Origin of the sequence: Candidatus Rickettsiella viridis (assembly GCF_003966755.1) — a bacterium.
Lineage (GTDB): Bacteria > Pseudomonadota > Gammaproteobacteria > Diplorickettsiales > Diplorickettsiaceae > Rickettsiella_B > Rickettsiella_B viridis.
This window is the reverse complement of the sequence record NZ_AP018005.1, coordinates 65,644-85,375: the sequence shown is the minus strand read 5'-3', so window position 1 is coordinate 85,375 and position 19,732 is coordinate 65,644. Positions and strand designations below refer to the sequence as shown.

The window sequence follows — 19,732 nt, the reverse complement described above, 5'->3', positions numbered from 1 at the left end:
ATATTGAATAATTATTAAGGCAGTATTAAGAAAATTCTGCTGAGAGTCTTCACCGAAAAGAAAAATACTTAGCGCACACTTCAGGATTTAATGATTTTTTAAGTTTTATAATATAGACTGTCGAGCTCATGATTATTTTAAAAAAATAATCTGAAATATAATATTTACTGCTAATAATAAAAAGGTTGTATCGAATATGATAGAAATTAAAAATGGCGTGATAAAAAACATAGATAAACTCAGCCCAGAAAGTCAAAAATATTTAAAAGAACTTACAGAAGACTTAAAGTTAGATAACAAGCCTAATCAATTTAACATTGGGTTTTTATATACATATAATGTGCGCGCTGATGAAAAATGGGGAGATGCTAAGGAGAAATTCAAAGACATAAAAGAGGCACTCAAAAAAAAATTCCGTGCTATAAAAGATGTCTGCACCAAAAAGAGGCAGGAAATGGAAATATCAGAAGTAGTAACCCGCATAAAAGATAGGGTTTTAACTAAAATAAAAGCGAAAGAGAAAAAACACCTTGAATCATGCCAAAGCACTTTTAATAGACGCAGAACCCTCGCTAATTTCTTAAAAAAGTTAACTATCGGAATATTCGGTACTACGTTCTTTGCACTCGCTACAACCGCTTTAATTACAAATGGCTATATCTCATTACCTGTCATCATGCCTATCATTATGCCCGTAGTAACCCTAGCAATGGCTAACCCGATCATTGTAGGTGCCGCCCTAGTCGCGATAATGTCGACTCTCTTCCTCACATCATGGAAAGCTGTTAGTAGCAAGCGCAACGCAAAACATGCCTTAGATGAGGCTGAGAAGCAGACCAACGGGAATATCGATTCGCTTGATCGCGCAATGGATCAGAGCATAACACCAACGAAGAGTCCTTCTTATACAGGCCCGGCTCCGCTGCAAACAACACACGCCCCTACGTTCGTCGTCGGAAACCGAAAACAAAATAATCCGCCCCCACATAATGGGGAAGATGTTGTTGATAACCAGGGACCGAACGACCCATTTTATTATACATTAAATCCCTTAAACCGTTAAAAAGTTATGGTTCTGCCTTGGACGCTCAACCAACTGCACCAAGGCAGATTATTTTTACACTATTGCGCGATCACCTTTTTTCTCTAGCCAGTTTTTACGATCGGCTGCTCGCTTTTTAGCAAGTAACATATCCATTAAAGAAATCGTTTCTTTTTCACCATCTATGGTTAATTGAACAAGACGTCTTGTATCAGGTGCCATAGTCGTCTCACGTAACTGCAAGGGATTCATTTCACCTAAACCCTTAAATCGTTGCACACTAATTTTTCCTTTTTTCTTTTCTACAGATAAACGATCTAAAATAGATTGTTTTTCTGTATCATCTAAGGCGTAATAAACTTCTTTGCCGATATCAATACGGTAGAGTGGTGGCATCGCAATATAAACATGCCCTTGTACAGTCAACGGTTTAAAATGCTTTAAAAACAAACCACAGAGTAAGGTAGCAATATGTAACCCATCCGAATCCGCATCGGCTAAAATACAAATTTTACCGTAACGCAAGCCGGTTAAATCCGCAGAACCTGGATCAACTCCCACGGCAACGGTAATATCATGAATTTCTTGTGAACTCAGCAATTGATTACTGGCGACTTCCCAACTATTTAATATCTTTCCTCGTAACGGCATAATGGCCTGAAAATCCCTATCGCGTGCTTGTTTTGCTGATCCACCTGCTGAATCACCTTCAACCAAAAATAATTCGGTACGGCTCAAGTCAGTTTGCGTACAGTCGGCTAACTTTCCAGGTAATACGGCGCCGCTGAGTATTTTCTTACGTACTACTTGCTTACTGGTACGCAACCGCTTTTGCGCATTCGCTATCATCAGTTCTGCTAAGCTTTCACCTTCTGTCACATGCTGATTTAACCATAGGCTAAACGCATCTTTTATAACCCCCGAGACAAAACTCGCCGATTCGCGTGAAGTAAGCCGCTCTTTGGTTTGACCTGAAAATTGTGGCTCCAGTAATTTAACGGATAACACATAATGGCAGCCTTCCCATACATCTTCGGGTGCTAGCTTTAAATTACGTGGTAATAAATCACGTAGCTCACAAAATTCGCGCATTGCTTCCAATAAGCCAGTACGTAACCCATTGACATGTGTTCCACCTTGAATGGTGGGGATTAAATTCACATAACTTTCCATCAAGCCTTCACCACTTTCTAACAGCCAGCACACCGCCCAATCCACTTCTTCGTTCTCTGCAGCAAAGTGCCCATGAAACGGTTCTTTAGGCACATAATCATATTGACGTAAATTTTCTTTTAAATAGCTGATAACGCCTTCTTCATAGAACCATTCTTCTTTTTTATTACTGTGTTTATCATTAAACGTAACGTGCAAACCCGGACATAAAACCGCTTTAGCCCGTAAACTATGTTTCAAACGACTGACAGAAAATTTTTCGGTATCAAAATAAGGCTTATCTGGCCAAAAATGTATGGTGGTTCCCGTTTCTGCTTTATTGGTACGTCCTAATTTTTTTAAAGGTGATTTTTTATTGCCATGCTCAAATTGCATTTGATAAATAAAACCATCTCGTTTAATCATGACCTCTAAACGACTTGACAGGGCGTTCACAACAGAAACACCAACACCATGTAAACCACCCGAATAACGATAATTTTTATGATTGAATTTTCCACCCGCATGTAAACGGGTCAAAATTAATTCAACGCCGGTTACTTTTTCCTCTGGATGAATATCAACTGGCATTCCTCGACCATCATCTCTCACTTCTAAAGAATTATCGGGGTAATAAGTCACCTCAATATGTTTTGCATAACCGGCAACCGCTTCGTCCACACTATTATCGATCACTTCTTGCGCTAAATGATTTGGCCTAGAGGTATCGGTATACATACCCGGTCGTCGCTTAACAGGATCAAGACCACTTAATACTTCAATGGCTTCAGCGGTATAGCGTTTTGAGGAAGAAGATGATTTCATAATTAATCCACGTTAGTTAACCAGGCTTTTCTGACCTTTTGTTCATTTTGCTGCAACCATAGTAACGCAATAATAGTCGTTGCATTATCAATTTTCCCTTCATTAACCAAATTATAAGCCTCTTTGAGAGGTACAAGATGTAAACGAATATCTTCGCCTTCACTTTCCAAACCATGTATCCCTTGCGCTAGACTCGAATCGACTTGCGCACAAAACAGATAAATTCGCTCCGTACTTCCACCAGGGCTCACCCAGTGATGAGAAATAGGAAATAAATTATGCAAGCTAAGTCCTGTTTCTTCTTTGGTTTCTCGTTTTGCCACTTGCTCAGCACTTTCTTCAGCATCCATCACACCGGCCACAATTTCAATAAGCCAGGGATTATTCGTTTTTTTCAGCGTACCGACACGAAACTGTTCTATCAAAACCAGTTGATCGCGCTGTGGATCAAAAAGTAAAACGGCTACCGCGTCCCCCCTCTCAAAGACCTCCCTAAAGACAGGTTTACCCCAACCACCATTGAATAGACGATATTGCAGCTTTAGACAGTCAAGCTGAAAGTGACCCTGATAAACACGTCGTTGTTCCAATATCTTGACATCTTTACTCGTAAAATTTGGCTGCATAGTACTATTTCCTGGCCACTAGACGTGGCATAATAAATCATCTGGACAAATATTAGACAGTCTAGACCCCCTATTTAATAATAAAAATAATCATGCGTATTCTACAAGCCAGGCTCTATCAACAAACCCCGACCCTAATTTTTAAACTCTTGTTAGGGTTTACGCTCTTTTTCGCTATTCTAAAGCCTTGTTTTGCCACCGATTTGGTCGATATTTATCAGGCTGCTGTAAAAAATGATACGGTTTATCAAGCCGCTGTATCAACCCGGCTATCTACTCGAGAAGCTATTCCTCAGAGTGTAGCCGCTTTATTACCCTCTATTAACGGGCAAGCTAATTTAACGTCTAATTATCAAAACATTACCCAAGCTGCGCCTGGAAACCCGCTGGGGGTCAGTCAGTTTCCATCTCGAGGCTATAGCATTTCTATTAACCAACCCTTATTGAATATAGGCGATTGGCTTGCAGTCAAACAAGCTAACAATACAGCTAGACAGGCCGATGCAACGCTTGGCGCTGCCGCACAATCACTTGTCTATCGGGTTGCCAACGCTTATTTTCAAGTCTTGCTTGCCCAAGATAATTTACACTTAGCCCAGTCAGAAAAAACCGCGAATGCCAAACAATTAGAGCAAGCTCAAGAACGCGTACGTGTAGGCCTGGATGCGCTTACGACCGTTTATGAAGCAAAAGCCGCTTATGACAAGTCCATAGCGGCTGAAATTACTGTGCAAAATGCATTACGCAATAGCCAAGAAACCATACGCCAAATAACCGGGCAAACTTATGCTAATTTGAATACATTTAAGCAGGTATTGCCATTATTATCGCCTCAACCAGCGAATGTTGAACAATGGATCAGCACCGCAACCAATTATAACCTCAACCTCATGGCAAGTCGTTATGCAATGGCAGCAGCTCGCGATAACATTAAAGTTAAAGCCTCTGGACATTTACCTAGCGTTAACTTAGTAGGAAGTTATGGTAGAGATGATGGCCTCAACATCGGAACAACTAACAGAAATAGCGCTGTTGTTGGGTTACAACTGAATGTGCCGCTTTTCTCAGGCGGAGCTGTTTCATCCAATACACGTAAAGCAGAATATGATTTTCAAACCGCCAGTGCTAACCTGGATAATCAATACCGACAAGTCATAGTCACAACACGACAAAAGTACAACGATGTATTAGCGGATATCAGCAAAATTAAAGCAGAGCGCCAAGCCATTAAATCAGCCCAACTCTCTTTAGATAGCACACAAGAAAGTTTCTCTGCAGGAACACGTACCATTGTCGATGTATTACTTGCCCAGCAAAATCTTTATGATGCGAAACGCAACGCAGCCAGTGACCAATATACCTATTTACTGGATAGCTTATTGCTTAAACAAGAAGCCGGCATTCTAAAGCCAGACGATTTACAACAGATTAATCAATGGCTACGAAAAAATTCTTAGGATATATTGATAGTTCATAGAGATAACCACAAAAACCACCCGCTAAATTATCAGCCAACTTTTTTCTTAAGAGTTTCTTAAATATACTCCCTGTTAAATTTTAATTTTTATAAAAATCCTATTTTTTTAAAAAATTACAACATCTATCCTATATAGACTCATAAATTAATATGAGAAATTTGGTTTTCTCAGTGATTTATAATGCGCTTAGCCTGAAAGCTTCATTAGCCCTAAAACGTATTTAATGATTTTTTAAGTTTTATGATATAGACTGTCAAGCTTATGATTATTTATAAAAAATGATCTAAAAATTAATGTTTACAATAACAAAAAAGAAAAGGTTATAGTCAGATGATAGAAATTCAAAATGGTGTAATAAAAAATATAAAGGCGCTCTGCCCAGACGGTCAGCGATATTTAGAAAAAATTGAAAATACATTGAATTTAAGCAAGAGAAACGGTAGCTTCGATCTCGGATTTGTTTATACCTATTCAGAGAGTGATAGCTCAACGTGGGGCTCTGTTAAGTCTACATTACCCAACAAAGACGACTTTAAAAAATTATTCCCTTCCATACAAAAAATTGATAGAAGCGATAGACAAGAAAAAAAAATACCAGAAATCGTAGAAATTATAAAAAAAGATATTTTAAATACATTAATAGCGCTTGAAAAAAATCATGCTAATAAATATAACGCTTATCATAAGTTCTTAGTATGGATAGCTCATATTTCCAAAAGAGTTTCTGGCCTACTTATTTTTGGTGTAACTACCATAGCAATTGCCGCAGTGGCTGCAGCTATTATCTTCGGCATAGGCACCTTTGCACCTACTGCGGCATCTATAGTGAAATTCATTAGCACAAATGCTGCGCTCGTAGCTTCCACTATAGTAGCAACCATTTCATTAACAGGTATATCTCACGTTATATCAAGATATATCTTAAAGAAAAGGAATGAGGCATTACCAACTGTTGTGACTACTAAAGAAAACTGTGACACAATCACGAAAGTCCTTGCAGCCGGGAAACAAGAAAAGATAAGCCGACCACCTACTAACGATCTTGGTACTCTTAAAGCACCAGTCCCTAGCGCACCCTATAGTCCGGGCTGTAATGACGAGCCTGCGAATACAGGGCCTGATATTAAAGATGCTTTTAGTAGAGCCCCATCCCGTTAAGGTCATAAACTTCTAGCTAAAAGCAAGGTTGCAATGAGTTATATACAAAGAAAACTCATTGCAACCTTTTCTATTTACCCACCTGAAACTCGCAAGATAATGCCTTTAAGCAGCTGTCATTAATACAGAAGCATTGTGATTACTGGTTGCTGCGCTGCGACCAGCAAGCCAATATTGTATCTTTTCTAGTTGCCTCGCTGATTCCGTTTGCTTATCTCGATTAAAAAATCGATGCTTAGCAAGTATGCCATCTTTATCTACATCAATTTTTATAGAAGATACGTTTGTTCCTTTTTCACAGGCCTCAATAAAGGTTGCTTTACAACTTTTAAAAATTTCCTTCTTATCCTTCGCTAGTTTACTGCTAAAAAATCCATGATCTAAACGATCTATTTGTTTATCGCAAATCTTAATCGCTTTCTGCAGTACGATTTGATTAGGTAACTCTGCCTTTTGGCTTATATCATCCGTCTTTTCCTGCGTAACGTCTTTTTCTTCATGCAAATGCCGAATATCGAATTGATTCCATTCTTGCTGTATCGCTGCCCAACAACCTAATACTTCTAATTTATGCTCAGGGTTTGAAGATAATCGATTCAACTGACTAAATAAATAATTTAAAAGTCCTAATATCGTTGCAGGCACAAAAAAAACAGCTTTCGCTATCCAGCTAATAATTCCACCATGGTCATGATCATGGCCCGCTCCTGCTTCTTTTTTCCCAAAAATAGGGCAAATATCAGTTAAAAATTCACTTCCCGCTGTAAAAATAAGCGTTACCCAACAAGGTAAACTAAAAAGTCTATCGCTTGCGACGGATATAAAAATAACATGCAAGCAAAATATCGCCGCTTTGAAAACACTGAGTAAAAGCTCTAACGGTAAACGAAGCAAATGTAGTGTTAACTGGAAATAATTTTCCCGTGCTAATTGTTCTTGTAGTTTTTTCCAGCCTTCTTTAATAGGATCCGTTAAATTAGCCAGCGAAATACCAGAAAGTAACGCGATGGATTCGAATGAATTTTTTAAAGTAAATGTTAAATCACTGATCATTAAAGGTAGTGCAATAATAACGCCAACCACTACACTCAAGTAACTTTGTAGCTGGGTAAAAGCGGTATAACCGGTTGTTAGCGCAGCCATCACAGCAAAACTTACCATCAATAAACTTAATATGATTCTTAAACTATAAACAAACCCATTTTCTTCTGGTTTTACCCTAAACCATTGTGCTAACTTTATAAAAAGTTGCGATAACGCTTTAGTAACAACACGAAAAGCATATTTCAAAGGATGATGCCCTTGTCCTATTTCTGCATTTAATGCTCTCCACCACTTAGACAATGTTTCATTAACAATCAAATCCGCCATGGTGTTATAGATTAAAATTCCATAGGAAATAGCCGCAAGGATCGCAAGTGGCCATATGATTGCCGATAAAGCCGTCAAGGATAAGCTAAGGCCTAAGCCCGTGAGAACCGCCGGAAATGTGTAAAAGGTAACAATACCCACTGCTAGGCCTGCGCTCGCACTGAATAGCATACTCAAACGCAATGGCCATAATCTCCTTTTACCTATAGAAAGCTCTTTTTGAAGCTTCGTGAGCAAAGCAGGATTAATATCTTCACCAGGAATAAATACCCATTTTTTAGGATCAGAAACACGTTCTACTAACATTTTTTGTAAAACTTTTAAACGTTTTTCTGCTTGTTCAATTTCAGGCTTTTTTAGACCTAAAGATTCAGCCGTTTCTAATAGGGTTTTATTCGCTTTATAGCTAGTCAAAAAGGCACAGGTGCTTTGTTTTTTTATTTCTTTTAATTGTTTAAACTCTTCTTGTAATTGTTTAAACTGTTCAGGGAGTGAAAATTCAATAAATTTACTCGTCCCGAATCTTTTTTCTTTAAACGTTTCAAAAAAAGAAAAGAAATTATCTACCTCTTTCTCTTCTAAAACACTATTTTCAAGTAACCTAATTTCATCTAACGCCTCAGCATCCCCTTTATCTTCCCTATCTTTTTTAACTGCAGTAAAAAAACAGTGTAGTCTTTGTTTAAACGCTTCTTCATATTCTTTAAGCCTACTTAATTCTGTCTCCAAGGCCTGTAGAATTAAATATTTTGATAAGCCTTTTTGACTTAATAAACTAAATAAACCTAAGCCCTCAAAAATATTTTTTCTATAAATCTCGCCTTCTACAACGCTCGCAGTACCTGAAGCACCTTTTGCCCAAGAGGCGGAAGTAAAATCACCTATTTGCCTAACACTGGATAAGCCGTCAACAATTACCTGCGTAACGCCTAAGGTTACACTCGAGATATTTTTCAATATTCTTATGGCATCTTTTTTCTTCATAGGGCGGCGCCCATGCTTTTAGTTTAAATAAAGCAATCGATATTGAATAATAAGCTAGCTTTGCTTAACAAAAAATTAAATTCAAACGATACTTTAGTAAATTAGTTAAATGATATTAAGAATCATTCTTATTTGAGGGCAAGATAATAACGAAGAAAGGCGGATTGTTCAAGAACAATATTTTTTGCATCGGCAAACGCTAAATACATTCGATGAAATCTGGCGGTAGATTGGCGCAGATCGCTTAAAGTCGTTTTGTTATAAATAATGTCATCTGCTTTATTGAAACTCTCATTAACCGAACTCTGTACAGATAAAATAGCATCAATTTGCTCCTTCTTTACCTGATCACGCTGTTGTGCACGCTGAATTTGTAACGCTTTGGAGGCGGTCACTAACATTATCCGATTTAATTCAACTGTTATCCCTGAGACTGGCTTTTCCTTAAGCAAACGAGTGGTCCTTTCCTCAAATAAAAGCGGAATAACCACCAGACAATAATTTGATTTAACGGTTTGAATAGATGCTTGGATTTGCTTATAGATTAAGGGATGCAATAACTGCTCTAAAAAGTCACGTGCTTTTGAATCGGAAAAAATAATCTCGCGTAAGGAAGGACGGTGTAACTGTTTGTCTGTGCTTAAAACAGAAGGACCAAAATATGCTATAACTTGCTGAAGAACCTCAGGGTCGCACAACATTTCATGTGCAATCTGATCCGCATCAATAACCATTACCCCTAGATCAGAAAAACAACGCGCCACGGTTGATTTGCCACTGGCAATACCCCCTGTTAACGCGATGGCAAACACTTAAAGTTAGTGCGTAATAATAGAGTTTTTCGAATTCGCTTTTTTAGAAGTACCACCACCTTCTTTTTCACCTTGTTCTTGCATTTGCTGCATATATAAGGCTTCAAAATTAACCGGTGCTAAATAAAGAGGGGGGAACCCAGCTCTACCGACCAGATCAGACACCGCTTCACGCGCATAAGGAAAGAGTATCGTAGGGCAAGTGATACTCAGTACTTGCTGAATTTGTTCTTCCGTAAAACCTTTTAAAGTAAAAAGCCCCGCTTGTTTTATTTCTATTAAAAATAATGTTTTTTCCTTTGAGGTTGCCGTGACTGTAATCTGTAAAATTAATTCATAAATTGTTTCAGCAACCGTACTGGTATTCATTGCGAATTGTAAATTTAACTCGGGTTGCCATTCCTCTTGAAAAACCTGCGGCGATTGTGGGCATTCTAAGGATAAATCTTTTACATAAACCCGTTGAATCGTAAATTCTGGTGTTGGGGGAGCATTATTTGTTTGTTCGTTTGTCATGAAGCGTTTCCTTCTTTTAATAAATCATCTAATTCACCAGAGGCATTTAATGCAGATAAATCATCAAATCCGCCAATGGGTTTACCATTAATAAATATCTGCGGCACGGTGCGCCGACCTGATAATTCAATCATTTTCTTCATTTTCTCTGGGTCAGTATCAACGCGTACTTCCGTGTAATCCAATCTTTTTTGAGCCAACAATTGTTTGGCATTGTTGCAATAAGGGCATACGGCAGTGGTGTAAATCACAATTTTTGACATAAATTTTCTCTATGTAACACGAGTTACTTTTTTGCTAAGGGCAGTGCGGCATTTTTCCAACTCATTATTCCGCCTTTAAGCTGATAAATTTTGCTAAATCCCGCATTTTTTAACAATCGTGCGGCTCGATGATGGGCTTGTCCTTGGCTATAGTTAATAATAATAGGCCTTTCACGGTATGAATCAAGTTGATTAATCTTTTGTGCCAATTCGGAAAAAGGGATATTAATCGAGGCTGCAATATGTTCTTTTGAGAAACTATTCGCATCACGAATATCTAATAAAATAGCTTCTTCTCGATTCATCAAAAAAATAGCTTGCTGCACCGATAAGGGTGATGCCCCCGTCAGCTTGATATGTAACTCAAAAGTAAGCAAAAACCCTAAAATCACTAGAAAGGCCAACCACAGCTCCCAGTGTCGTAAACTAAATTCAATGAACTGTTGCATATTGGGTGTAACCTAAATTCAAGTGCTAAGACTATATGTGCCACATAGTCTAGCGAAATTTAAACCTGCTCGCTATACTGCTTGCTCATTTTCATAAGAGAATATTAATTCATGCCTAATAAAATGGACCGTCCTGTTGATTTTGTGAGCAAGCAAACAGACTATAAAACGCTGCTCAGCGAAATTTTACAGATGGCTAAAAAAAAAGGCGCTTCGCAGGTTGAAGCGAATATAACACATGATGTTGGATTTTCGGTTACTGTCCGCATGAATGAAGTAGAAACTATTGAACATAATCGCAATAAATCCCTGGGGATTAATGTCTATTTTGACCAACGACAAGGCTCTGCCTCAAGTTCTGACTTTAGTTTAGCCGCCATAGAAAATGCGGTGGAAGCCGCTTGTCACATTGCACGATTTACAACGGAAGACCCCTTTTCTGGCCTTCCTGATGCGGAACTACTGGCAAAATCTCCACCTAATTTAGATCTCCACCACCCCTGGTCAATCGATCCACAAAATGCTATTGAGTTAGGTAAGGACTGTGAAAGAAGTGCCTTAGCTATCGATAAGCGCATCACACTTTCTGAAGGGGTTACTTTATCAACGCATCAAGGCCTCTACCTTTATGCTAATAGCAATAATTTCATCGGTAGCTATCCTAGCTCTAGACACAGTCTTTCTTGTAGTCTGGTAGCAAAAGATAAAAAGGGTATGCAACGTGATGGTAGTTATACGGTGAGCCGTGATCCACACCAACTGGATCCTACTGAAAAACTCGCAAAAAAAGCGGCCGAAGCTACTCTAAAGCGTTTAAATGCAACTCGCTTAAGCACTTGCCAAGCACCGGTTATTTTTCATGCTGAGATTGCAAGTAGTTTAATTGGAAATTTTTTATCTGCTATCTCAGGAGGAAATCTCTATCGCAAAGCCTCTTTTTTAGTAAACCATCTTGGCCAACCCATATTCTCTGACAAGATAACGATTCATGAACAACCGCATTTACTTAAAGGCTTAGGTAGCGCTCCCTTTGATGATGAAGGCGTCACCACCCGCAATAGAACTTTAGTGTCTAATGGAGTTTTACAAGGTTATTTGCTGAGTAGTTATTCTGCACGCAAATTAGGTATGCAAACGACCGGTAATGCAGGCGGCGCACATAATATTGTGTTAGAAACCAGTCAATTGAGCTTAGAAGATTTAATCAAACAGATGGATAGAGGTTTATTGGTGACTGAGCTCATGGGCCAAGGCGTCAATTTAGTCACGGGTGACTATTCACGCGGCGCTGTTGGCTTTTGGGTTGAGCACGGAAAAATACAATATCCCGTAGAAGAGATTACGATTGCAGGTAACCTACGCGACATGTATAAAAATATAGTGGGGATAGGCAATGATATCGACCATAGAAGTTCAATTTTGACAGGTTCAATTCTGCTAGAAAATATGATGATAGCCGGCTTGGCTTCTTAACGAAAACTAAAAAGTGTCATGGCAAGCGAATGCAATGAACGCGGCCATCCAGGTTACAAATATTTTCTAGATTGCCGCGCGCTTCCTGTCATTGCGAGCAAAGCGCGGCAATCGCAATGACGGTTTCTAGTTAGATGTTTCTTCAATAGCCCAAATACTAATCCCTTTCAATGTATCTAAGGCCAAATAGGTTTTTAAATAATCTTGTAATCGAACATCTAATACTCTTTCTGCCCTTGATGAGGCCATACGCAGATAAAGCTGACCCTTATCCCAAATAGCAAAACCCATATGAAGAACATTCATGGGTGTTCCTATTCGGTAGTTTAAATAATTATCATGGCCAACTAGAAAAACTAAACTTGCGGTAGGAATTCTTTTTCTTAACTGGGAATCATTTAATACATCAGCAACAGGAATATAAGCAATACTCGCTTTTTCATTATTAGTAAGCGCGTTACCTCGTTTTTTCAACTCGTCAAGATAAGTTTTTTTTTCTAATGGTGATAAATAAGGGATTTGGATTCTATCGATATCTAAGTGTTGATACCAACTACGACGATTTATTAAGGCCGTAGACATTCGGGTTTTTTGACCTGCAATAGAATAACTTAATTCTCGTATACTGCCATTTTTCTTATTGTTAGGAATCCAATCTAGGCTAGGAAAATGATTGCGCTGAAAGAACCCAATTTGTGCCTTTTTATAGCGAATTTGATTGATCTTTTTTTTAAAATCAAGAAAATTTTTCGCTAGCGCCAACGCCATAACGGTATCAACGTAGGTCTCGCAATCGAAGCGATCAAAGCGATATAACGGGTTTCGATCATATTCACCCGCCAAACCTTCACCCAAAGCACCCGCTTGGTAAGGAGCGCCCAGTAAAGCGGCACTATGCAGCTCAATCCGCTGTTGAAGTGAGTTTTCTTTATTTAAATTGATGAGCTGAATAGCCGTTTGATCAGTAAATCGAACGTTGGCGATACTATTTAAAGAAATTAAAAAAAGGCAAAAAAATATTAAACATCGATATGGCACCTATCATCCCTCTTCTCCAAACCGATCCGTGACAAGCTTTTCTAAAACTGTTAAAGCCGCTGCTTCATCTTCACCCTTAACGATGACTTCCACAGGGCTTCCTTGTCTAGCCGTTAAGCCCATTACTTCTAGAATGCTCTTGCCGTCCACTTGTTTGCCATTGCACTTTAGCGTAATTTCGCTAATAAAGCATCTTGCAATCTTTACCCACTTCATAGAAGCGCGGGCATGCAATCCCAACTTGTTATTGATTGTAATAATTTTACGTAACATACAGTGAGGAGATTAACCCTCTATTTTTCCTTTCTCTATACTAAAACTTTCACCACATCCACAGGCGGCCGTTTGGTTGGGATTAATAAATTTTAAAGATCCATTAAGCCCATTTTGCACATAATCAATACAGATTCCCTTTAAATAGGGAAAACTAGCTTGATCAACAAACACTACTAAATCATCATTGATAGAAAATTGTAAATCATTCGTGTTCAATGTTTTTACATAGTCCACGACATAAGAAAAGCCTGAACAACCTGATTGCTTTACACTAAGGCGAAAGCTTTTTTCATCTGATTGCTTAGCAAGCATCTTTTTAATATGAAGGCTAGCAGCCGCGGTTAAGCTAAGCCCCCCTTCTACTTCTGCTGGGTCGTAAATAGAAACAATTGTCTCTTTCATCCGCTTATACTACCACTAATACCTTAAGGGACAAAATAGAAGCCTTGGCGCTTATCCGCACTTTTATCGCAATTTTGTAGTTAAAATACTTACATTTATAGCTGACGCTAGGCATGCGCTTCTATAACTTCGACACTTAGGCTCATGTAGCAAGAGGGGTACCAGGCTATATACTTTTTTCAAGATCTATCCGAAAAAGCCTATTCTAACAAAGTACCGAATGTAGATAATTTGTTGGTGAAAATACACTACCACTCCTCAACTATTCTCAGCTAAATATATATTTTTTAATTTGCAATACTTGTATCACAAAAGTCTTTGTTATACGGTAACTTTAATCCAATGGATGTAGCGTTCGTATTTTGAAAAAGCATCTCTGCAATTCAAAGTGCAATAGGTATAGGAATATAATTTAAATCTCCATTTTGATATGTCTAATAAAATTGATACGAAATTTATTGGTGGGGTTCTACTGATCGTAGGAACAGCTGTTGGTGGTGGAATGTTAGCACTCCCCATTGCAACGGCAGAAACAGGTTTTATTAACTCTCTGATATTAATGTTTATTTGTTGGTTTGTAATGACAGCAAGCGCCTTTTTAGTGCTTGAGGTTAATCTATGGTTGCCAGCCAACACCAACATTATCACCATGGCCAGAATTTTGCTGGGAAAATGGGGAGAAACCATCGCTTGGATCAGCTATTTGTTATTGTTCTACTCAGTACTTGCTGCTTACATGGCAGGCGGGGGCGATTTCCTAACTGGATTATTAACGAGCTTGGGCCTAAATATTCCCAGTTGGATTGCTATCATATTATTTACCGGCATTTTAAGTTATGTCGTTTATAAAGGTATTCACTACGTCGATTATGTAAATCGTGGCTTGATGTTCAGCAAATTTAGTATTTATCTACTCTTAGTTCTATTTCTTATCCCCTTTATCTCAATTAGCAAACTCAAAGAGGGCAACCTTGCTTATTTAACCGGCGGTGCAACGGTCATGATAACGTCTTTTACCTTTGCAAATATTATCCCCAGCCTGCGAACTTACTTTCACGGTGATGTTATTAAATTACGCAAAGTTATTTTGATAGGAAGCCTAATTCCATTAGTTTGCTATTTATTTTGGGACCTCACTATTATGGGCATTCTCCCACGTGGGGGAGAGCATGGACTCATCGATATGTTACATTCTAGGCATTCTACGAGTGAGTTTGTTCGCCAACTTAGCTATTTTCTTAATAACGGCTTTATTTCACTATTAGCACGAATTTTTACCTCTATTTGCCTTGCCACCTCCTTTCTTGCCAGCATGTTAGGTCTATCCGATTTTTTAGCGGATGGTTTACGTATTGCAAAACGAGGAAAAGGAAACATTCTGGTTTATGCAGCCACACTTTTACCGCCTTTAACGATCGTATTATTCTATCCGGGGGCCTTCATCGGGGCATTAAGCTATGCTGGAATCTACTGCGCTATTCTTTTTATTATATTGCCTACTTTAATGGCCTGGCGTGGGCGTTATAGCAAAACCCCTTTATCCCAGGGGTTTAAATTAAAAGGAGGCAAACCTCTATTACTTTTTCTCGGGATTATTGGCCTCCTTTTTGTAGTCTTTGGCATCCAAGCAGCTCTATAAGGCTATAAGCCTTAAATTGCATCTCGCCTATCCAACTGCTTACAACCCTTTCCTCTCAGCCCGCTACCCCTTTCTATTGTAAAAAGCCACTATTAATAGGTGTCTAATAACAAAGAATTACGATAATTATGTTCTTTCTTTTTCTAGTGGGCCGCGCTTTTTAAACCTTTTCAACTCAAAAAGATTAGAAGAGAAAAGCTTGCTTACCTACAGGTTAATGAAGAAATTTTAACAATTTAATGGGGGACGAGAATATGATAATAGATGGCGTTTTAGTCGGAGTTGGATTAGCAGGGCTTGAGTTAGGCGTAGCTTGGATATTAGCTTGTGTCATCAACCATGAGCCTGCTTCGGAAAAAAAGGAGGAGGGCGATCCTTCTTTAAAGTTTTCAACAGGTTTCGTTAATTTAGTTAATATTAAATAAAAACAAGCTTGGTTCAACGCTCTACTAACAGAATTAATTTATAACAATCAAAAATAGACTCTCGACAATAGGATTTTTGGCAAGGCGCCACGAAAATAAGCAACCTTTCATTCCTACGACATACATAAGGATTGCAAGTTGTGTGGCAGCGCAGCAAAAAATCCAGATGCAAAGAGTAATATAACGATGAATCCCTGATAAGGCAATACTTATTCAGGGATTTTCACTTTCAGTAACCAAGAAACTAAGCAGCCCTATCACTAAAAATACCTTTACTAAAATAATTTTCCAAAGTAAAAAGCAAATCTTTATAATCAACGGGCTTAATTAAAAAACTATCTATTTCGGCCTCTTTACACCAGCGTTTTAATAGTTCAGAAGTATAAGCACTTAATAATAGAATAGGTTTCCTTGTTGTTTTATTTTCTCTTTCTAAGCTTCGAATTTTTCTTCCCACTTCTACTCCCTGCATATCAGGTAATCCACCATCTAAAATAATGAGATGATAAGCTCTGGATTTAAACATTTCTAATGCTTGTGCACCTGTTGCTGCTAATTCAACTTGAAATCCCATTTTCTCCAGGAATGCGCGATGCACGCGTTGAATAATAGGATCATCCTCTACTAATAAAAAAATTTTTTTATTTTCCATTTCATTCTCCCTTAAAAAAATACGAATCTTATTTTTTATAATAGTTCATAAATGGACTCCTATGCAATCATTAATAAAAATAATATTTAAACGTGAAAATAATTTGCAGCTTATATCAAAAAATTAAATTTGATTAAAATTTTAATCGCTGGCATAATTTTTATGCACAAAGTTTAGCTGGTAGTTTAACTTATACTAAAAACTATAAAAATTAATTTAAGATAGTATTAAAATGCTTAAGGGGATTTTATCCATTGTCTTCTGAAAATAAATTAAATGATATACTTGAGTATCTTATGAAGGAACAAAGGATAAATACGCAGCAACTGCATAAGCATACGGGTGTCTCTCTATCTACGCTGAAAAGATTGCGGCTCAATAAAGAAAATAATCCAACCGTTGCCTCTCTCGTTCCTATTGCTCAATATTTTAATATAAGCGTAGATCAACTTATAGGTATTGATCCGCTAGAAAAAAACAGCCGCTTACAAAACGAAATTACTGTGCCTATTATAGAATGGGAAAATGCATCAAATCCTCAAAAAGATAAATGTAAGCAATCTTTTGCGCCCTTGTTAGTAACCGACATGGCATTAAGCCAGCATAGTTATGCATTACTTATAAAAGAACAGCAATGGAATAATTTTCTGCCGGGCTCTTTGTTAATTGTTGATCCTCATTTAACACCTAACAATCGTGATTTTTTAATCATTACCGAAGAAAAATTACAGCTTCCTCAATTATATCAACTATTAATTTTTAAAAGTAAGCTGTATTTAAAAACGTCTGACTGCGCTTCTGAAATTATTCCTTTTACCGATAATTATAAAAACTTAGGTGTAGTCATCCAAATTAGAATGAATTATAAAGACAATAAACAGCATGTTAATATCAAAGACGAAGAGTCTTCCTACGACACCCAGCAATATTAGTTACTATATTCTTATCTTAGGGATGGTTAATATTACAATCAGCTTAGCCGCTGATGTCGTAGCCTATAAACTAATTACTTTAGGTCCAGCACTTTTACCCGGTGCGCCGCTAATATTCCCTTTAACCTATATTATCGGTGACATTGTCGCTGAGGTTTATGGTTATATTGCCGCTAAAAAAATCATATGGATAACCTTAATTTGTGAATTATTTTTTGCCCTTTCCATAAAATTAATTATTCATCTGCCTTCACCACATTTCTGGCAATACCAACTTGCCTATAATGCAGTGATTGACCCTATTTTACGTTTTGTATTAGCCGGTATTTTAGCCGTTGTTAGTAGCAGTTTTATTAATATTTATATTATTTCTAAATGGAAAATTTTGATGAAAGGTAGACATTTTTGGCTTAGGAGTTTAGGATCATCGGCCATTGGTGGTTTCATCTTAGTTTTAGTCACTATTTTATTTGGTTTTACTGGACATATACATTGGTCAAAATTAACTTATATGGTCTTATCTGTGTATTCAGTAGAAGTCTTTTATTCCTTGTTAGGCGTATGGCCTGCTTCTATTATTACTGGCTTTTTAAAATTAGAAGAACAACTGGATGTTTATGATACTAAAACTAATTTTAATCCGTTTAAATAACTACATAAATAATTAATGAGGAAAATATGCAAATTAAATATATTATAGCTGAAATGCAATCCATACTAGATCGTGGTGACTCTAAAGCAGGTACAAAAGAAACTATAGAAAATTTTATTCAATACCTTAACAATATTGCTATAGGTGAAAGACTTTTGTCCGATAAAATTATTGAATTATTAAAGTTAACTGATCTTTCTAAGATAACAAGTGAACAAGGGTTTTTTAGGGAATTTTTAAAAATAGAGGATTTAACTGGGGAAATAGATCGCACGGGTATTTTTTATTTAATGAAGGATCAACAAACCTCTTGTTGGCACTCATTAGATACGACAGAAAATTGGCGCTGGATCGCAGGTTGTGACATTATTATTTCTATTCTATCTCAAGATAAAATAAATAACGTTGTTTTAAATTCAAAAAACCCATACTTAACAATAAAAAAAAGCACTTTATTTGGAGTAGAGAATAATTTAACGGTGGCTCAAGACAGAGATAATTTTGCGTTGGTTACCTGCGAATGCATCCCTGGATTTACTCCTAGTTTATACAGCAATCCGACTAAAGAACAATTAGAAATATTAAGTTTCCTTTATAAAAAAGACGATGAAAAAAGAATAACCATAGAAAAATTAATTCCTGACGTTCAATTAAAAGAATTTAACGAATTGAAGAAAAAATCTATTACCTATACACCGTTTTTCTCACTAGATACACCACTAAACACACCTGAAAAAAAGGGAGCACCTCAAAATAATGTGGCGGTTAAAAATCCCTTATCTAACTAAAGCGTAATTTACGTTTCAGGAGGAGTGATAGTTGTTAAAATTTATTAGGTACTGTATAAGCACCACTAAATTAAAATATAAGTCCATACAGCGAGCTAATTCCCACCCTTTTTTCTTACGGATTATAGGCCAGGAATTAGCTAATAAAAATACTGTTTACATAGTGCAAATTGTAGGGAAAAATTCAGTTTTCAGATTATGTGCTGCAGAGTTATTTAATGATCATCAATTATTACAAGGACTCTCTCCTTACGATTTACTAAAAATATTAAGTAATTCTAATAAGAAAAATTTTCATAACAATAATAATCTGATTATTTTTCCTTGTCGGGCTCAATATAAAATGATTGCGAAACATTATGATCATTCTAGCCAACAAACCATTTTTACAATTGAAATTACTCAAGCTACTAACGTTATTCAAAAGCAATTTACTGCGCTTGAAATTTTAAATAATCCTTTAGTTTTAGAAAAGCTCAGCTATCAAGAAACATATGACCTAGGGTTTACTGTCGGCTCTGAGGCTATCCTTAAGGAGGTACAAAAACTAACATGCCTGAAATAATCTGCTAAATCATGGTATATTCACTATTTGAAGCCAAAAATTCGCTTTTTGGCCTCATGACCCGCTTGAAATCTGTGTTTTTGCCCTCATATTTCCCTTACTTGCCAGGTGATTTAACCATTTATACTCACAGCAATGAGATTTTCGGCAAGACGCTGCGAAGGTGAACAGCCACATGAGGGTTGCGAAGCAAGCGGTAACACAGCCAATATCA

General features: G+C 37.3%; 21 protein-coding genes. 10 read left to right on the top strand and 11 right to left on the bottom strand.

The features are described from left to right. The first annotated feature begins 196 nt into the window (after positions 1 to 196). Positions 197 to 1,063: a hypothetical protein gene (locus DMP02_RS00430; protein WP_126322155.1), complete on the top strand. Its 867-nt coding sequence runs from the start codon at positions 197 to 199 to the stop codon at positions 1,061 to 1,063. Positions 1,064 to 1,117: 54 nt separating this feature from the next. Here the strand turns inward: DMP02_RS00430 and parE are convergent, their stop codons facing one another. Both parE and DMP02_RS00420 read right to left on the bottom strand, forming a co-directional pair. Then, a complete protein-coding gene (gene parE, locus DMP02_RS00425; RefSeq protein ID WP_126322154.1) occupies positions 1,118 to 3,019 on the bottom strand; it encodes a DNA topoisomerase IV subunit B in 1,902 nt (633 codons plus the stop codon). Positions 3,020 to 3,021: 2 nt separating this feature from the next. After that, entirely contained in the window at positions 3,022 to 3,645 is a 624-nt protein-coding gene (locus tag DMP02_RS00420; RefSeq protein ID WP_126322153.1) for an NUDIX domain-containing protein, read from the bottom strand. A 92-nt stretch (positions 3,646 to 3,737) separates the two neighbouring features. Here DMP02_RS00420 and DMP02_RS00415 point away from each other — a divergent pair, with 92 nt between their 5' ends. Both DMP02_RS00415 and DMP02_RS00410 read left to right on the top strand, forming a co-directional pair. Further along, positions 3,738 to 5,102 (top strand): TolC family outer membrane protein, encoded by a 1,365-nt coding sequence (locus tag DMP02_RS00415; RefSeq protein ID WP_126322152.1) that lies wholly within the window; start codon positions 3,738 to 3,740, stop codon positions 5,100 to 5,102. A gap of 351 nt (positions 5,103 to 5,453) precedes the next feature. Beyond that, positions 5,454 to 6,281: a hypothetical protein gene (locus DMP02_RS00410; RefSeq protein ID WP_126322151.1), complete on the top strand. Its 828-nt coding sequence runs from the start codon at positions 5,454 to 5,456 to the stop codon at positions 6,279 to 6,281. 105 nt (positions 6,282 to 6,386) lie between these two features. Here DMP02_RS00410 and DMP02_RS00405 read toward each other — a convergent pair whose 3' ends face one another. The 5 genes from DMP02_RS00405 to DMP02_RS00385 form a co-directional block, all read right to left on the bottom strand. After that, positions 6,387 to 8,636: a hypothetical protein gene (locus DMP02_RS00405; protein WP_126322150.1), complete on the bottom strand. Its 2,250-nt coding sequence runs from the start codon at positions 8,634 to 8,636 to the stop codon at positions 6,387 to 6,389. A gap of 128 nt (positions 8,637 to 8,764) precedes the next feature. Continuing rightward, positions 8,765 to 9,448, bottom strand: a complete 684-nt coding sequence (gene coaE, locus DMP02_RS00400; protein ID WP_126322149.1) for a dephospho-CoA kinase — start codon at positions 9,446 to 9,448, stop codon at positions 8,765 to 8,767. A gap of 6 nt (positions 9,449 to 9,454) precedes the next feature. Next, on the bottom strand, positions 9,455 to 9,964 hold the full coding sequence (secB, locus tag DMP02_RS00395; protein ID WP_126322148.1) for a protein-export chaperone SecB: 510 nt from the start codon (positions 9,962 to 9,964) through the stop codon (positions 9,455 to 9,457). Continuing rightward, a complete protein-coding gene (gene grxC, locus DMP02_RS00390; RefSeq protein WP_126322147.1) occupies positions 9,961 to 10,227 on the bottom strand; it encodes a glutaredoxin 3 in 267 nt (88 codons plus the stop codon). Before grxC ends, secB begins: the two co-directional genes overlap by 4 nt. A 23-nt stretch (positions 10,228 to 10,250) precedes the next feature. Then, a complete protein-coding gene (locus DMP02_RS00385; RefSeq protein WP_126322146.1) occupies positions 10,251 to 10,676 on the bottom strand; it encodes a rhodanese-like domain-containing protein in 426 nt (141 codons plus the stop codon). A 111-nt stretch (positions 10,677 to 10,787) separates the two neighbouring features. Here DMP02_RS00385 and pmbA point away from each other — a divergent pair, with 111 nt between their 5' ends. Beyond that, the gene (gene pmbA / locus DMP02_RS00380; protein ID WP_197720783.1) at positions 10,788 to 12,149 is read left to right on the top strand and encodes a metalloprotease PmbA; all 1,362 of its coding nucleotides are present in this window, start codon (positions 10,788 to 10,790) and stop codon (positions 12,147 to 12,149) included. 126 nt (positions 12,150 to 12,275) lie between these two features. Here pmbA and DMP02_RS00375 read toward each other — a convergent pair whose 3' ends face one another. From DMP02_RS00375 to DMP02_RS00365, 3 genes are read right to left on the bottom strand one after another with little or no spacing between them, the layout of a single operon-like run. After that, complete coding sequence (locus DMP02_RS00375) at positions 12,276 to 13,187, bottom strand: N-acetylmuramoyl-L-alanine amidase-like domain-containing protein (protein ID WP_126322145.1); 912 nt, start codon at positions 13,185 to 13,187, stop codon at positions 12,276 to 12,278. Positions 13,188 to 13,190: 3 nt separating this feature from the next. Further along, positions 13,191 to 13,460 carry an HPr family phosphocarrier protein gene (locus DMP02_RS00370; RefSeq protein WP_126322144.1) on the bottom strand — a complete coding sequence of 90 codons (270 nt, stop codon included), beginning with the start codon at positions 13,458 to 13,460 and terminating at the stop codon, positions 13,191 to 13,193. A gap of 12 nt (positions 13,461 to 13,472) precedes the next feature. Next, on the bottom strand, positions 13,473 to 13,865 hold the full coding sequence (locus DMP02_RS00365; RefSeq protein WP_126322143.1) for a HesB/IscA family protein: 393 nt from the start codon (positions 13,863 to 13,865) through the stop codon (positions 13,473 to 13,475). A gap of 430 nt (positions 13,866 to 14,295) precedes the next feature. On the opposite strand from DMP02_RS00365, the gene DMP02_RS00360 reads away from it, so the two are divergent. Both DMP02_RS00360 and DMP02_RS07175 read left to right on the top strand, forming a co-directional pair. Next, positions 14,296 to 15,504, top strand: coding sequence for an amino acid permease (locus tag DMP02_RS00360; protein ID WP_126322142.1), 1,209 nt, complete (start codon positions 14,296 to 14,298; stop codon positions 15,502 to 15,504). Between the two features lie 254 nt (positions 15,505 to 15,758). Beyond that, positions 15,759 to 15,929, top strand: a complete 171-nt coding sequence (locus DMP02_RS07175) for a hypothetical protein (RefSeq protein WP_172593942.1) — start codon at positions 15,759 to 15,761, stop codon at positions 15,927 to 15,929. A gap of 244 nt (positions 15,930 to 16,173) precedes the next feature. Here the strand turns inward: DMP02_RS07175 and DMP02_RS00355 are convergent, their stop codons facing one another. Next, positions 16,174 to 16,581, bottom strand: a complete 408-nt coding sequence (locus DMP02_RS00355; protein ID WP_126322141.1) for a response regulator — start codon at positions 16,579 to 16,581, stop codon at positions 16,174 to 16,176. 254 nt (positions 16,582 to 16,835) lie between these two features. Here DMP02_RS00355 and DMP02_RS00350 point away from each other — a divergent pair, with 254 nt between their 5' ends. The 4 genes from DMP02_RS00350 to DMP02_RS00335 are packed head-to-tail and all read left to right on the top strand — an operon-like array spanning position 16,836 to position 19,518. Further along, on the top strand, positions 16,836 to 17,513 hold the full coding sequence (locus tag DMP02_RS00350) for a helix-turn-helix domain-containing protein (RefSeq protein ID WP_126322140.1): 678 nt from the start codon (positions 16,836 to 16,838) through the stop codon (positions 17,511 to 17,513). Next, positions 17,464 to 18,165, top strand: a complete 702-nt coding sequence (locus tag DMP02_RS00345; RefSeq protein ID WP_126322139.1) for a queuosine precursor transporter — start codon at positions 17,464 to 17,466, stop codon at positions 18,163 to 18,165. Before DMP02_RS00350 ends, DMP02_RS00345 begins: the two co-directional genes overlap by 50 nt. 26 nt (positions 18,166 to 18,191) lie before the next feature. Beyond that, on the top strand, positions 18,192 to 18,953 hold the full coding sequence (locus DMP02_RS00340) for a cupin domain-containing protein (protein WP_126322138.1): 762 nt from the start codon (positions 18,192 to 18,194) through the stop codon (positions 18,951 to 18,953). A gap of 31 nt (positions 18,954 to 18,984) precedes the next feature. Then, positions 18,985 to 19,518 (top strand): hypothetical protein, encoded by a 534-nt coding sequence (locus DMP02_RS00335; protein ID WP_126322137.1) that lies wholly within the window; start codon positions 18,985 to 18,987, stop codon positions 19,516 to 19,518. The last annotated feature ends 214 nt before the right edge of the window (positions 19,519 to 19,732 follow it).

What these genes read in the sequence shown, in the direction of transcription:
- DMP02_RS00430 (WP_126322155.1), top strand. Translation starts at nt 197, where the DNA reads ATGATAGAAATTAAAAATGGCGTGATAAAAAACATAGATAAACTCAGC.
- parE (WP_126322154.1), bottom strand. Translation starts at nt 3,019, where the DNA reads ATGAAATCATCTTCTTCCTCAAAACGCTATACCGCTGAAGCCATTGAA.
- DMP02_RS00420 (WP_126322153.1), bottom strand. Translation starts at nt 3,645, where the DNA reads ATGCAGCCAAATTTTACGAGTAAAGATGTCAAGATATTGGAACAACGA.
- DMP02_RS00415 (WP_126322152.1), top strand. Translation starts at nt 3,738, where the DNA reads ATGCGTATTCTACAAGCCAGGCTCTATCAACAAACCCCGACCCTAATT.
- DMP02_RS00410 (WP_126322151.1), top strand. Translation starts at nt 5,454, where the DNA reads ATGATAGAAATTCAAAATGGTGTAATAAAAAATATAAAGGCGCTCTGC.
- DMP02_RS00405 (WP_126322150.1), bottom strand. Translation starts at nt 8,636, where the DNA reads ATGAAGAAAAAAGATGCCATAAGAATATTGAAAAATATCTCGAGTGTA.
- secB (WP_126322148.1), bottom strand. Translation starts at nt 9,964, where the DNA reads ATGACAAACGAACAAACAAATAATGCTCCCCCAACACCAGAATTTACG.
- grxC (WP_126322147.1), bottom strand. Translation starts at nt 10,227, where the DNA reads ATGTCAAAAATTGTGATTTACACCACTGCCGTATGCCCTTATTGCAAC.
- DMP02_RS00385 (WP_126322146.1), bottom strand. Translation starts at nt 10,676, where the DNA reads ATGCAACAGTTCATTGAATTTAGTTTACGACACTGGGAGCTGTGGTTG.
- pmbA (WP_197720783.1), top strand. Translation starts at nt 10,788, where the DNA reads ATGCCTAATAAAATGGACCGTCCTGTTGATTTTGTGAGCAAGCAAACA.
- DMP02_RS00370 (WP_126322144.1), bottom strand. Translation starts at nt 13,460, where the DNA reads ATGTTACGTAAAATTATTACAATCAATAACAAGTTGGGATTGCATGCC.
- DMP02_RS00365 (WP_126322143.1), bottom strand. Translation starts at nt 13,865, where the DNA reads ATGAAAGAGACAATTGTTTCTATTTACGACCCAGCAGAAGTAGAAGGG.
- DMP02_RS00360 (WP_126322142.1), top strand. Translation starts at nt 14,296, where the DNA reads ATGTCTAATAAAATTGATACGAAATTTATTGGTGGGGTTCTACTGATC.
- DMP02_RS07175 (WP_172593942.1), top strand. Translation starts at nt 15,759, where the DNA reads ATGATAATAGATGGCGTTTTAGTCGGAGTTGGATTAGCAGGGCTTGAG.
- DMP02_RS00355 (WP_126322141.1), bottom strand. Translation starts at nt 16,581, where the DNA reads ATGGAAAATAAAAAAATTTTTTTATTAGTAGAGGATGATCCTATTATT.
- DMP02_RS00345 (WP_126322139.1), top strand. Translation starts at nt 17,464, where the DNA reads ATGTTAATATCAAAGACGAAGAGTCTTCCTACGACACCCAGCAATATT.
- DMP02_RS00340 (WP_126322138.1), top strand. Translation starts at nt 18,192, where the DNA reads ATGCAAATTAAATATATTATAGCTGAAATGCAATCCATACTAGATCGT.